This is a genomic window from Paenibacillus sp. P3E, from assembly GCF_001909045.1.
Classification (GTDB): domain Bacteria; phylum Bacillota; class Bacilli; order Paenibacillales; family Paenibacillaceae; genus Paenibacillus_AQ; species Paenibacillus_AQ helianthi.
The window spans coordinates 34578-47797 of record NZ_LVWH01000183.1; the positions used below are offsets into that span (position 1 = coordinate 34578).

12 protein-coding genes, 1 tRNA gene and 2 rRNA genes are annotated in these 13220 nt (G+C 47.8%); 2 read left to right on the forward strand and 13 right to left on the reverse strand.

Annotated elements, in window-relative coordinates; genetic code table 11:
• Window positions 1–9: 9 nt before the first annotated feature.
• Complete coding sequence (gene rluF / locus A3842_RS20890) at window positions 10–711, reverse strand: 23S rRNA pseudouridine(2604) synthase RluF (protein ID WP_074102614.1); 702 nt, start codon at window positions 709–711, stop codon at window positions 10–12.
• Between the two features lies 1 nt (window position 712).
• The gene (locus A3842_RS20895; protein WP_074086964.1) at window positions 713–3028 is read right to left on the reverse strand and encodes an ATP-binding protein; all 2316 of its coding nucleotides are present in this window, start codon (window positions 3026–3028) and stop codon (window positions 713–715) included.
• Between the two features lie 347 nt (window positions 3029–3375).
• Between A3842_RS20895 and tadA the strand changes: the two genes are divergently transcribed.
• Both tadA and A3842_RS20905 read left to right on the forward strand, forming a co-directional pair.
• Window positions 3376–3834: a tRNA adenosine(34) deaminase TadA gene (gene tadA / locus A3842_RS20900; RefSeq protein ID WP_371916015.1), complete on the forward strand. Its 459-nt coding sequence runs from the start codon at window positions 3376–3378 to the stop codon at window positions 3832–3834.
• Window positions 3835–3852: 18 nt separating this feature from the next.
• On the forward strand, window positions 3853–4419 hold the full coding sequence (locus tag A3842_RS20905) for a GNAT family N-acetyltransferase (RefSeq protein WP_074102606.1): 567 nt from the start codon (window positions 3853–3855) through the stop codon (window positions 4417–4419).
• Between the two features lie 110 nt (window positions 4420–4529).
• Here the strand turns inward: A3842_RS20905 and A3842_RS20910 are convergent, their stop codons facing one another.
• The 11 genes from A3842_RS20910 to A3842_RS20960 form a co-directional block, all read right to left on the reverse strand.
• Entirely contained in the window at window positions 4530–5627 is a 1098-nt protein-coding gene (locus A3842_RS20910; RefSeq protein WP_074102607.1) for a hypothetical protein, read from the reverse strand.
• 104 nt (window positions 5628–5731) lie between these two features.
• Window positions 5732–5884, reverse strand: coding sequence for a small acid-soluble spore protein P (locus A3842_RS20915; protein ID WP_074086960.1), 153 nt, complete (start codon window positions 5882–5884; stop codon window positions 5732–5734).
• A gap of 14 nt (window positions 5885–5898) precedes the next feature.
• A complete protein-coding gene (locus A3842_RS20920) occupies window positions 5899–6240 on the reverse strand; it encodes a hypothetical protein (protein WP_074102608.1) in 342 nt (113 codons plus the stop codon).
• A 162-nt stretch (window positions 6241–6402) separates the two neighbouring features.
• Window positions 6403–6491: transfer RNA gene (locus A3842_RS20925), tRNA-Ser, on the reverse strand.
• Between the two features lie 64 nt (window positions 6492–6555).
• Window positions 6556–7845 (reverse strand): serine--tRNA ligase, encoded by a 1290-nt coding sequence (gene serS, locus A3842_RS20930; RefSeq protein WP_074102609.1) that lies wholly within the window; start codon window positions 7843–7845, stop codon window positions 6556–6558.
• Between the two features lie 85 nt (window positions 7846–7930).
• Window positions 7931–8515 (reverse strand): pyridoxal 5'-phosphate synthase glutaminase subunit PdxT, encoded by a 585-nt coding sequence (gene pdxT / locus A3842_RS20935; protein WP_074086957.1) that lies wholly within the window; start codon window positions 8513–8515, stop codon window positions 7931–7933.
• Between the two features lie 19 nt (window positions 8516–8534).
• On the reverse strand, window positions 8535–9416 hold the full coding sequence (gene pdxS / locus A3842_RS20940; RefSeq protein WP_074086956.1) for a pyridoxal 5'-phosphate synthase lyase subunit PdxS: 882 nt from the start codon (window positions 9414–9416) through the stop codon (window positions 8535–8537).
• Window positions 9417–9529: 113 nt separating this feature from the next.
• Entirely contained in the window at window positions 9530–10930 is a 1401-nt protein-coding gene (locus A3842_RS20945; protein ID WP_074102610.1) for a D-alanyl-D-alanine carboxypeptidase family protein, read from the reverse strand.
• 126 nt (window positions 10931–11056) lie between these two features.
• A complete protein-coding gene (guaB, locus tag A3842_RS20950) occupies window positions 11057–12514 on the reverse strand; it encodes an IMP dehydrogenase (RefSeq protein ID WP_074086992.1) in 1458 nt (485 codons plus the stop codon).
• A gap of 426 nt (window positions 12515–12940) precedes the next feature.
• A 5S ribosomal RNA gene (rrf, locus tag A3842_RS20955) occupies window positions 12941–13057 on the reverse strand.
• 77 nt (window positions 13058–13134) lie between these two features.
• Window positions 13135–13220: ribosomal RNA gene (locus tag A3842_RS20960) — 23S ribosomal RNA — on the reverse strand; the annotation flags it as partial.

Here is a 13220-nt window from a genome sequence, read left to right on the forward strand (position 1 = left end):
TAACCGCCGTTACTGCAGCTTATAGTTCAGCATGGTACCCAGTTCCTGCTTCTCTTGGGCAGAGAGCTCACGCCATTTTCCTGTTTGCAGGGTACCGAGGCGGATATTCATCACACGGATGCGCTGTAGGTGCCGTACCTCGTACCCAAAAGCAGAACACATTCTGCGGATTTGCCGGTTCTTGCCTTCCGTAAGAATAATCCGAAAGACCCGCTCACTGATTCGCGTTACTTCACAGGGAAGCGTCCGGCTGCCCAGTATTTTGACTCCGCTCGACATTCCGGTAATGAAGGATGGGGTAAGGGGCCGATCCACAGTCACGATATATTCCTTCTCATGTTTACCCTCGGCCCGTAATATTTTATTCACGATATCTCCATCATTGGTTAGCAGAATTAATCCTTCAGAATCTTTATCAAGCCGTCCGATGGGGAATATACGCTCATGATGTCCGACAAAGTCGACAATATTCCCTTGAATATGCGCTTCAGTCGTAGAAGTAATGCCCACCGGCTTATTCAGTGCAATGTAGACGACCTTACTGCCCGTTTCAAGCAGTTTACCATCTATCCGCACCTCATCTCCCTGCTCAGCCTGACTGCCAAGCACAGCACGCTCTCCGTTGATGCTAACTCTACCGCCTTCCACCAGCTTGTCTGCTTCACGCCGTGAGCAGAATCCTGTCTCACTGATGAACTTATTAATTCTCACTTCAATCTTCACTCCGTTCTTCATTCATAGACTGTCCGGGAGCCTGCTCTCCTGCTGCAGGCAGCTTGATGGTAACTTCCGCCCCGCACCCGTATTCACTATGTATCTCCATGCTGCCTTTATGGGATTGGATAATTCTCTGGCTGACCATGAGCCCAAGGCCTGTTCCTGTTTCCTTGTTGGTAAAGAAGGGCTCCCCAAGCTTGGGCAGCATATCCTCTGGAACGCCTTCTCCCTCATCAGAGATAACGATCACTACAATATCGTCTGTCATATGTTGCTCCAGTGTAATCGTACCACCATCAGGCATAGCCTCAATCGCATTTTTGACAATGTTGATAAACACCTGCTTCAGCTGGTTTTCTTCACAATGCACCGTTGCCGGCTGTTCGGAAAACCGGGCTTCGAATTCAATGCCGAACAAGTGCGCCTGGCTGTCCAGCAACGAAATTACATCACCCAGAATAAGCCGGACGTCTCTTAGCTGGAAATGCACGGCCTGCGGTTTGGCCAAAATTAAAAATTCACTTACGATTAGATTAATCCGCTCCAGCTCCGAGAGCATAAGATCAATATGGAGCGGGACCAGAAGCTTCTTCTCTTGCTGCAGCTGCAGAAATCCCCGCAGGGTAGTTAGCGGATTCCTTATTTCATGGGCAACCCCAGCTGCGAGCTGGCCGACGGTCGTCAGCTTCTCAGAGCGTCTCAGCAGTTCTTCGATCCGGTTGCGCTCTGTCATATCACGGGAGACATGGACGAAAGACTGCGGATTGCCCTCCTCGTCACGGATAACCGAGCTGCTGACGCTGACTTCGACGAGCGAGCCGTCACGTTTTAACCTTATAGTCTCCAGCGGAGGCAGAATGGCGCCGTTCTTCAGCTCTCTCAGCCTGGCTTCTTCCTGCTTCTGCGCAGTGGCCGGCACCAGATAAGGCATCTTACGCCATACATCATTCGCACTCCAGCCGTACAACTCCTCAAAGGCCCGGTTCGTGCTGATAATCCGGCCCTCCATATCCATCGTATGAATCGCATCGGAGGTACCGTTAATCACAGACTCCAGACGCTCTTTGACGGCCCGGTTCTCTTCCAGTGTCTGTCCCAGCCGGTTCGTGTGCTGCAGCAGATGTGAGGTCATAGCATTAATACGGTGCGCCAATTGCCCAAGCTCATCACGGCTGGCCACATTCAGCGGAGGCTCGAACTTGCCTCGGGCCACATCGTTGACCTTTGCCAGGATATCTTGGATTGGCCGGGTAACAATACCTGCAAGGATATAGCTTCCCATGAAAAATACAATAAGCAACACAACCGACGTAGTCACATTATTCAACAGCTGTTCCCGGATTACCGATGAAATGACTGAATAATCCATAACTACACTGATGACATAATCCTCAGCTCCAGGCTGCTTAATTGGAATGAAGGTTTTCAGCAATCTTTTGCCAAGAGCTTGTGTGTCCAGGGTAATGGGTTCACCGCTGCTGAGCGCTTCCATAATCGCCGACCTGTCTTCTTCAACGTTGCCGTATTTGTAAGTACCATACTTAATAGCCTGGTTCTTCAGCTTAAGGTATACAGAATCACTTCCATCGGACTGCATGGTTGATACGCCAAACGTTTTGGGATTGATCCCTGTGATCTCTAAGATCCCCGGATTGACCCCTTTGGATTGGCGGACAATCTCATCAGGGTTCATAATCTTCACATAATCGCTTACAGCGGTGCTGCGAATGTAAGGATCTATAATGTAGTTTCTCGATGGATCATAATAGTATCCCCACTTCTCAATATATTTGGGATTGGAGGTTGAATATTCAAAAGGCCCCGACCAGAAATGCTCAAAGCTCTGCCCTTGCCCAACTGATACCTCCTGCCCCGCAAACAGCTCGAGAAAAGCCACATACCAATAGCCCATGCCTTTGGTAGACAAATTAAGTTCGTCAGGATCCGAGGATTTGGCAACGACCACATCATCCTCAGTCTTGACCAGAAGTGAAATATTAGACACACCCAGCTTATGGGCTAGAGCAACCAGCTGTGCGTCCTTAACATTTTTAATATCGGGATCTAGCTCCTTGGAAGCCAAAATAGCAGCCAGTCTCAGGTTCTGGGCGATCTGGTGCTGCACGTAATTGGAGCTGTAGCTGCTCTGCTCGACGGAAACGGCAATTTGACTGGCGGTCATCTTCATATTTTGTACGCTCTCATTACGGAGATTGTTACGGGCTGCTTGAAGATTAAGTGTGAGATTTAGCGCCAGAATTAAAAGTACTGAACCAAAAATGATTACCGATAACTTAATTTTTATAGACAAGCTGTCTGTTCACCTCTTATCCGCTGGTAAATCTTAGCGGAGCGTTCAACCATTATCATACCTTTTGCCCCCTCATTTGAAAAGACATTTCACTTCTAAAGCCTTCTTCGGTAAATATTGAATTTTATAGACACTTTCTCTACAATGAATAAGAAACGATCCACAGGTTATGCACATATAAACATTTTATCAAATGGAGATGTGTACAAAATTGTGTATAAGTCGGGCTTTATCCACAGAGTTATGCACAATTTGTTAAGAACGAATATTTGTTCGTTGCACAAAGAGTAGTTTTGGAAGGGAAGATGAGCTTGAATCGTATACATAGTGAACTGTCCTCGGAGGAAATGGCCGTTCATGAATATTGGATGAGGGAAGCGATAGCGGAGGCGCGCAAGGCGGAGGCCCTGGGTGAGGTACCTATCGGAGCCGTAATAGTCAGAAATGGGGGAATTATAGGCCGGGGTTACAATCTGCGTGAAACAACCATGGACTCTACCGCCCATGCAGAGATGGTTGCAATTCGTGAGGCCAGTACTCTGCTCAATTCCTGGCGTCTCCTGGACTGTCAGCTGTACGTGACCCTAGAGCCCTGTCCCATGTGTGCCGGGGCGATGGTCCAGTCCAGAGTACCGCTTACTGTATATGGCACACCCGACCCCAAAGCCGGTTGCGCAGGCACACTAATGAATCTGCTGGAAGAACCCCGTTTTAATCACCGGACCGAGGTCATTCAGGGCATATTGCAGCAGGAATGCGCAGAGCTGCTAACCACCTTTTTTCGCCGGCTTCGGAAGAAATCTTAGGATGAAGGAGGACGTTTCATGTCTCATAAGTTATACGACTCACCTCAAGGCATTTATATTGCTCTGCTGGAGGTCAAAGATGCAAGTGAGCTACTTCAACTGCGTCTGCGTAATAAAGAACAGCATCAGCCCTTTGAGCCTCTGAGGGAGGAGGATTACTTTACCCTTGAGAGTCAGCTGCAGCTTATCGGTCAACGCTTGGAGGATTCTAGGCAAGACCGGGCATATATGTTCGGTATATTTTTATTGGACGGTCAGCTGATTGGCCAGATCACCATCTCCAATGTAGTGCGCGGTGTTGGCCAGTTTGCAGATATTGGATATTTCATGGATTATGCCTTACAGGGAAAAGGGTACACAAGTGCAGCCGTTCGGCTTGTCCTTAAGTTCGCATTCCGCTCCCTTGACCTGCATAGAGTGCAGGCTGCCATTTTACTTCATAATCACGGGTCCCGCCGGGTTCTGGAGAAGAACGGGTTTCAGGCTGAAGGAATAGCTCGGCGTTTCATCCAAATTAATGGACAGTGGCAAGATCATCGTACGTACGCTATACTTGCTGATGATGTCCAGCCGGATGAGGAGTAACCGCGTTTCCCGGTACAGAGCTCTTCCCACTTACATACGATACAGCCAAAAATCCCGCATGTGTGCCAAGACGGCGCTCATATGCGGGATTTTCGAATTGCAGGGTCTGGTTAGTAAGTTGTACCCGTAGAACCAAATTCCTTTTCAAGCTGATCCATGGTAATAACGTTTTCTCCCTTCGGAATACCGATGGTGAAGGTCTGCTTTTCATTAATTTTACTATATTGATTGCTGGCATTTAGGGATACGCTGAGATTCTCACCTTTGTCAGGATCATTTACTTTAATATCCATCAGCAGATCCTGATACACCGGAAAATCATCTTTGTTGATAGCCGTGTTCATATGAAATTGATTGATTGTCAGATAAGTTCCCAAATCCGCCAGGTCTTTGTCGAACTCTGCACGGCTTTTACTGGACTGCAGCTCTTCTTTGACTTTAGCCAGGTCTGCATCTTTAATATTCAACATTTCCTTATACTCTGGCTTACCCACGATATCGATGATCTTCGGCAGGGCATTATTTACAAAAATAGTAAGTGCCTCTTTGACGTTATCATTGGTGATTTTGAATTGAACTACCTGTTTTGCTTCAACACCCTCCGGCAAAGCGGCGTCCTTGGGCTTAATGTCACTGAAGTACTTTTGATCATCGTATTCACCAAGCAGTGTGTTTAGTACCTCATTCGAGAGCTTCTGCACCTTCTGTGTATCCATGGAGGCAGGGTTAAATTCGGTTCCTTGCTTCTCCGCCAGTTCTTTCAGATCAAGTTCTACGAACTTGCCAACCACCGTCTTCGGAAGCGGCAGGAACGGAATAGAAGGTACTTTGATATACATCTTCTCCGCGGTCATGACCATTGGAATATTAAAAGACATCGTCATATCGCCCTTCAGATTGAGCACCAGCGTCATTTCAGTTTGCATAGGATCTGCCTGATAGACACCATCAACGGTAACCTCGGCATTCTTCAGCATACTGAGCACCTGCGCCGTGGTGGCATCCGACTCCCCGTTTGCTGGCGCATCAATAGTCAGATTATTAATGACCACTTTGCTCTTCATCTCATACGATTTGAGCGTTGTCGCTTTGACAGCGGCTGACTTCAACGCTTCTTTAGGTGCTTGCTCTTTGTTCGCGCAGCCAGGCAGAATCATTGCAGCACTTAGCAGCAATGCGGCAGCGGACAACCCCCATTTTTTGTTCATTATAAATCTCCTCTCCCATGTAAAAAGTTTCTTCACCCTCCCTAATGATAAACCATTTGGGAAAAATGAGAAACATTTCTCAACATATATTCTCCAGAAGCAAATTAGCCCTGAGGATTATGATGGTCTACATGGTTAGCCTGTTTAACCTTTTTGGAACCGGATAAAGGCTCTGGACCTGAGGGTTTATGATCCTTGCGGCGCTCCTGATTGTTGTTCTCGACGCCCGGTACAGGCATGCTCTTCGGTTTGCTCATATTTAAGTTTCCTCCTATGGATTGGTAAGGTCTTGAAGAGCCTGCGCGCATTCATGAATTTGTCTGGTATACTGCTGCGCCAATGACTGAACGGCATCCGCCCGCTCATCGGTAGGGCGGCCAGCCTCTTCGGTATCAATCAAACTTACGGCTACCTCACGGCTATCGACATAAGTACAACGAAAATCAAGGGAATAGGCCTGCCGTCCGGCAGCATTAAAATGAATGAGCAGACTGTTCGGGTCCGCCGCATCACCCTGTAGGCTAAAGCTGTCTCCCTCCTCCATCAGAGCAGGCAGGCGCTCCTGCCAAGCAGAAACTAGACTTTGCTGATCCAGCTGTAATTGTCGGTTCATTGTTATTATCAGCCTCCTTCCCTATTACATTGCGGAGAAAGGGCGTTTTTTATACTTGTTGCTGTTCATAACAAACGAAAGCCAGCCATCCGGCTGGATCAAAAAAAGCCACCTTCCAAAGAAGGCAGCTTCTATCTTCATGTATTCATCTCTTAAAGGAAATGGCGGAGAGGATGGGATTCGAACCCATGTGGGCTTGCACCCTAACGGTTTTCAAGACCGCCCCGTTATGACCGCTTCGGTACCTCTCCAATGCATCTAAATTTCACATGCATTAGGATTGTACCACACAATGCAAGCATTATGCAACTATGATTATAGTGCAGCTTTCGGGCTGATCACTTTCACATTACGCATATACGGCTGTAGTACTGTAGGAATTACTACCGAGCCATCTTCCTGCTGATTATTCTCCAGAATGGCGGCTAACGTACGGCCAACAGCAAGAGCAGAACCATTCAGCGTATGAACAAATTCCGGCTTCGCCTTAGGCTCCTTGCGGAAACGAATGTTAGCCCGTCTCGCCTGGAAGTCTTCTGTATTCGAGCAAGAGGAGATTTCACGGTACATGCCGCTCTCAGGCAGCCATACCTCAAGGTCATACGTCTTGGCTGAGGTGAAGCCCATATCACCTGTGCAGAGTCCCAGTACCCGGTATGGCAGTTCCAGAAGCTGTAGCACGCGTTCCGCATCTGCCGTCATCTTCTCCAGTTCCTCATAGGAGGTCTCAGGTGTAGTAAGCTTCACAAGCTCCACCTTGTTGAACTGATGCTGACGAATGAGCCCGCGAGTATCACGGCCAGCCGAGCCAGCCTCTGAACGGAAACAAGAGCTGTAAGCCACATGATATTTCGGCAGATCCGCAGCCGTAAGAATCTCTTCACGATAGTAATTGGTTACCGGAACCTCAGCAGTAGGAATCAGATAATATTCTGTATCCCGAAGCTTGAAAAGATCCTCTTCGAACTTAGGAAGCTGACCGGTGCCGTATAGGCTGTCCTTATTTACGATATATGGGGGCAGCATCTCATCATAATGGTGTTCCCCGCTGTGAAGATCCATCATGAAGTTGATAAGTGCACGTTCAAGACGTGCTCCCAGACCCTTATAAAAGACAAAACGCGAGCCAGTAACCTTGGCAGCGGCTTCAAAGTCAATGATGTCCAGCTGCTGTCCCAGCTCCCAGTGTGACTTCGGTGTAAATTCAAACTCACGCGGCTGTGACCAACGGCGCACTTCCACATTTTCTTCCTCGGATCTGCCTACCGGCACCGATTCATGCGGAATATTAGGGATGCTCATCGTCAATTCTTCAATACGGGTCTCAAGCACTCTTACTTCATCATCAAGCTCTTTAATCCGGTCGGATACCGTACGCATCTCAACGATTAAATCCTCTGCGGGTTCGCCGTTCTTCTTCTTCTTCGCCACTTCACCTGATACGGTGTTGCGTCGGTTTTTCAATCCTTCGGTCTCTTGCAGCAGCTCACGGCGGCGCAGATCCAGCTGTGGAAATTCGGCAATCAGTTCAAGCGATTTGCCCCGCTTGTTCAGTGCCTCTTCTACTCGGGCATAATCACTTCGCAATATTTTTACATCTAGCACAAAGTTTCCCTCCTGAAAACAGCCCAAACTCTTTCAAAATGCTGTTTGCAGCTTTGAAAGAGTCGGAATGTTCTTATATGCGGTTCTATTGATTGGCCACTACACTACGCTCTACCATATCGGCAAAGTATTGGTGCAGCCTATAATCATCTGTCAACTCCGGATGAAAAGAGGATACAAGCAAATTCCCCTGGCGGGCAGTCACAATCTCATCGTTATAGAGCGTGAGCACTTCAACTTCCGGCCCAACCTCGTTAATAAGAGGAGCACGGATGAACACAGCGCGCACCGGTTCAAGGATTCCTTTAACCTGCAGATCACATTCAAAACTCTCCCGCTGGCGGCCAAAGGCATTCCGGGCAACGGTGATGTCCATCAGCTCTAAATGACCGGGTTCGCCCCCCGCAATATGCTTTGCCAGTACGATCATGCCCGCGCATGTCCCAAAAATAGGCTTCCCCTGACCGGCAAAATCACGGATAGCTTCAATGAAGCCGTACTTGCGCATGAGCTTGCCTATCGTAGTGCTTTCGCCGCCGGGTATAATCAATCCTTCGATCTCCTCCAGCTGCTCTACACGTTTGATTGGCAGGCCCTGAGCCCCGGTTTTCTCTATACTGACAATATGCTCTGTTACAGCGCCTTGAAGCGCCAGCACTCCTATTTTCATCGGGACAACCTTCTCTCTGTTAACGGCCGCGTTCCGACATGCGTTCTGCCGGTGACAATGAGGCAATATCGATTCCCTTCATTGGGGTGCCGAGGTTCTTGGATACTTCTGCAATCAGCTTGTAATCGGTGAAGTGAGTAGTTGCTTCAACGATTGCACGGGCAAACTTCTCAGGATTATCCGATTTGAAAATACCAGAACCAACGAACACGCCATCGGCACCCAGATGCATCATCAAAGCGGCGTCTGCCGGTGTTGCTACACCGCCTGCAGCGAAGTTAACAACTGGCAATTTACCTAACTGATGTACTTCAAGCAGTAGTTCGTAAGGAACACCCAGTGTCTTCGCTTCATTATACAACTCATCCAGTGAAAGATTGGTCACCTTTCGGATTTGGCTGTTGATGTACCGCATATGACGCACGGCCTCAACAATGTTACCTGTTCCCGGTTCGCCTTTGGTACGGATCATGGAAGCACCTTCATTTATACGGCGCAGCGCTTCACCCAGATCTTTGGCGCCACATACAAAAGGAACTGTGAATTCACGTTTGTTAATATGGAACACTTCATCAGCCGGAGTGAGCACTTCACTCTCGTCCAAATAGTCCACACCGAGGGATTCCAGAACCTTCGCTTCTACATAATGTCCGATGCGGGCTTTGGCCATAACGGGAATGCTTACTACCTTGATAACCTCTTCCACAATCGTAGGATCGGCCATCCGGGCTACACCGCCCGCTGCACGAATATCAGAAGGGACGCGTTCCAGTGCCATAACGGCTACTGCTCCGGCAGCCTCAGCAATTTTTGCCTGTTCTGCATTCATGACGTCCATAATGACGCCGCCTTTTTGCATTTCTGCCATGCCTCTTTTTACACGCGATGTTCCTGTTTCCATGACCAAGCCTCCCGTATGAACTTACTTAATCTAACATATAATTTTACCGCAAGGCGGCTATATATACAACCTATTTACTCGGATTTTCTCCTGTTTTCGACATTTTTCAGCCGTTAGAACAAGTTCTTAATTCCTTTAAACAGATCGCCAAAAAACTCTCCTATGGCTCTCATCAGCAGTTTGAACCAACCGGCCTTCTCTGCCTCTTCAGCCGTAATCAGGTTAACGGTCTTCTCCTGAACCTGGGTGATACCTTCCACCTGGTAGGAATAAGTGACTTTCCCCACTTTGCTGGCTCCGGCTATCGGTGCAACCAAGGTTGATGGATCATTGGTGACAACAGTCGTTTTAATTTGTGGAGATACAGTTCCCTTCGGTACGATAAATGTTACGCCAGCATCCGTTACAACGGAGACGTCTTTGTTCTTCCCTTTTAGTACAGGAACGGTTTCATTGCCCGCAATAACTGCCTTAGGAGCAACAACCTGCTTAATCTCAAAATTATTAAAACCAAAATCGAGAACTTTCTTGGTTTCTGTGAAACGGTGAGGCTCCGAATCGGCTCCCATTACCACACTGATCAGCCGCATCCCGCCGCGGACAGCTGTACCTGTGAAACAGTTACCCGCATTGGAAGTATGTCCAGTCTTCAGACCATCAAGCCCCGGATAAGCGTAAGCTTTAAAATTCGTGACATCTTTGTTTCCTTCCAGCATCCAGTTATAGTTAACCATTGGCGCTTTATCACGCTCACGGAATTTGTAGGATTGAATGGTAGTGAAATCCGTGAAATCCGGATGATCGGTTACAATGAATTTAGCCAAGAGTGCCGCATCCATAGCAGACATTACGGTTTCACGATCTGTGTCAGGCCGGAATTTCGCAGGCATATCATCCCGGTCGAGCCCGGTCGCGTTGATGAAATAGGCGGTCTTCATCCCCATCTTCTGTGCTGTTTCATTCATTAGAGCAACGAATTGCTGTTCAGATCCAGCAACCTCTTCTGCCAAAGCTACCGTGGCATCATTTGCAGAGCCTACCGCCATGGCTACGTATAGCTCTTTGACTGTATGTTCGTCCCCTTGTGCCAAAAAAATACGTGATCCAATTTGTTTGGAGGCATTCTCCTGCACCACGACTTTTTTATCCCATGATAGCTGGCCTTTGTTAACGGCTTCTGTAACTAGATACTCTGTCATCATCTTGGTCATGCTCGCCGGAGGCAGAGGCACATCCGCATTTAGTGATAACAGCACTTCACCTGTAGTAGGTTCCAGCAGAACGGCTGATTTCAGATTCAAACCCAGCGATTCTACAGAAGGAATCTTGACTGCAGTTGTTGCCTTGGTTCCAGTTTTACTTGTAGCTGCTGTGCCTGACTCTGTAGTAGCGGGGGCCTTTACTGCATCAGCCAGTGCCGAATTCACAGGTGAGGCCAGCATATTTAAAAGCAAACCTACTGTCGCTGTCTTAATCACTAATTGTTTACTGCTGAATTTATGCTTGTACTTCAATGATTACTACTCTCCTTTTGCCCTCATATCCATTGCTTGTTCTATTCTAACACAGGGGTACCTTCAAAAAAAGACAGACAGGACGAATTTCGTCCTATCTGCCCTTAAAATGCCGATTATCCAATCTTACAGGGAATAGTTAGGTGCTTCCTTGGTAATTTGCACATCGTGCGGGTGACTCTCACGCAGACCGGCTCCAGTAATCCGGATAAAAGAGGTATCATTACGAAGCTCCTCCAATGTCTTGGTTCCACAATAGCCCATCCCTGAACGAAGTCCGCCAATCAGCTGATGAACCGTATCTGAGAGACTGCCTTTAAAAGCAACGCGTCCTTCAATACCTTCAGGAACCAGCTTCTTGTCATCATCCTGGAAGTAACGATCTTTACTTCCCTGCTTCATGGCACTCATACTGCCCATGCCCCGATAAACTTTGAATTTACGTCCCTGATAAATTTCCGAATCCCCAGGGCTTTCGTCCGTACCTGCGAACAAGCTACCCATCATAACTGCAGATGCTCCTGCAGCAATGGCTTTGGTGATCTCCCCGGAGTATTTGATTCCGCCGTCCGCAATAATGGGAACACCGTACTCGCGGGCCACTGTTGCACAATCATAGATGGCTGTAATTTGAGGTACACCGATACCGGCGATAACACGTGTGGTACAGATCGATCCAGGTCCAATTCCCACCTTAACCACTGATGCTCCGGCTTCAATCAACTCACGGGTGGCTTCACCGGTGGCAACATTACCAGCCACAATGGTAAGATCCGGATATTGTTCGCGTAGTTTGCGGACAGCATCAATAATATTGATATGGTGCCCATGTGCAGAATCTACAGTGATGAGATCGACACCGGCTTTTACCAATGCTTCTGTCCGTTCAAACGTATCCTTGGAAATGCCGATGGCAGCCCCAACCAGCAGGCGGCCTTGGGCATCCTTGGCACCATTCGGGAATTGAATGGCCTTCTCGATATCTTTTATTGTAATCAGACCCTTAAGAATGTTGTTCTCATCCACCAAAGGCAGCTTCTCAATCTTATGGCGCTGCAGGATAACTTCAGCCTCCTGAAGGGTAGTGCCTACGGCAGCAGTCACCAAGTTCTCATGCGTCATTACTTCTTTGATCTGAATATTGAAATCATGAATAAACCGCAAGTCTCTGTTGGTCAAAATTCCAACCAGCTTGTTGTTGTCATCTACAATAGGCACACCGGAGATACGATATTTACCCATCAGGACTTCGGCGTCAGATACCCAGTGTTCTGGTGTAAGGGAAAAGGGATTGGTGATAACGCCACTCTCAGAACGCTTAACACGGTCCACTTCTTCCGCTTGCTGCTCCACGGACATATTCTTATGAATAATGCCGATGCCGCCCTCACGCGCAATAGCTATCGCCATTGCTGCTTCCGTAACCGTGTCCATACCCGCACTCATCAAAGGAATATTCAGCTTCACATTCTTGCTTAATACCGTAGTTAATTCCACTTCTTTCGGGAGCACCTCGGATTTACGCGGTACCAGCAGCACATCATCAAAAGTTAATCCCTCTTTGCCAAACTTATCTTCCCACACCTGGGTCATTCCTCCTCAAATGTCTTTATTCTAAACGCCTGCAAACTTTATGAATGAAGAAACTAAGGTTCAAGTCCATACCCGATAGACACTGATAAAGACCTAGAAGCTATACGTTTTCGTATCTTCAGTTAAGGTTTGAGATGCTTGTCCAAAAATATATTATTGCCATCTTAGCAAAGGGTTTTTGGCCTGTCAAGAATATTACATCACGGGAGAAGTTATTCAGAAAACTGCCTACGAGTAAGCGAATTCTTGGACGAAAGTCCGTTTGGAGTGGACACTTCATCAATAAATATCTATAGCCATTCGCTGCCAACACGGCAACCCTCATAAGGTAAACAGAACATCTCCTTACTAGTATCCCTCAAATTCCGCCAAAACAACAAAAAAGCCATTGTCGATTGCTCAACAATGGCTTCATGTGCTTGGCGGCGTCCTACTCTCCCAGGACCCTTCGGTCCAAGTACCATCGGCGCTGGAGGGCTTAACGGTCGTGTTCGGGATGGGTACGCGTGGAACCCCTCCGCTATCGCCACCAAACGGGCATTTACAGCGTAAATGCTTCAGGAACCTTCATTCCTGAAAACTGAATCCGAAACGAATCTGCGTTTTATCATTTGGATAAGCCCTCGACCGATTAGTATTGGTCAGCTCCATGCATTGCTGCACTTCCACCTCCAACCTATCTACCTCGTCGTCTTCA

What these genes read in the sequence shown, in the direction of transcription:
- tadA (WP_371916015.1), top strand. Translation starts at nt 3,376, where the DNA reads ATGGCCGTTCATGAATATTGGATGAGGGAAGCGATAGCGGAGGCGCGC.
- A3842_RS20905 (WP_074102606.1), top strand. Translation starts at nt 3,853, where the DNA reads ATGTCTCATAAGTTATACGACTCACCTCAAGGCATTTATATTGCTCTG.
- A3842_RS20910 (WP_074102607.1), bottom strand. Translation starts at nt 5,627, where the DNA reads ATGAACAAAAAATGGGGGTTGTCCGCTGCCGCATTGCTGCTAAGTGCT.
- A3842_RS20915 (WP_074086960.1), bottom strand. Translation starts at nt 5,884, where the DNA reads ATGAGCAAACCGAAGAGCATGCCTGTACCGGGCGTCGAGAACAACAAT.
- A3842_RS20920 (WP_074102608.1), bottom strand. Translation starts at nt 6,240, where the DNA reads ATGAACCGACAATTACAGCTGGATCAGCAAAGTCTAGTTTCTGCTTGG.
- pdxT (WP_074086957.1), bottom strand. Translation starts at nt 8,515, where the DNA reads ATGAAAATAGGAGTGCTGGCGCTTCAAGGCGCTGTAACAGAGCATATT.
- pdxS (WP_074086956.1), bottom strand. Translation starts at nt 9,416, where the DNA reads ATGGAAACAGGAACATCGCGTGTAAAAAGAGGCATGGCAGAAATGCAA.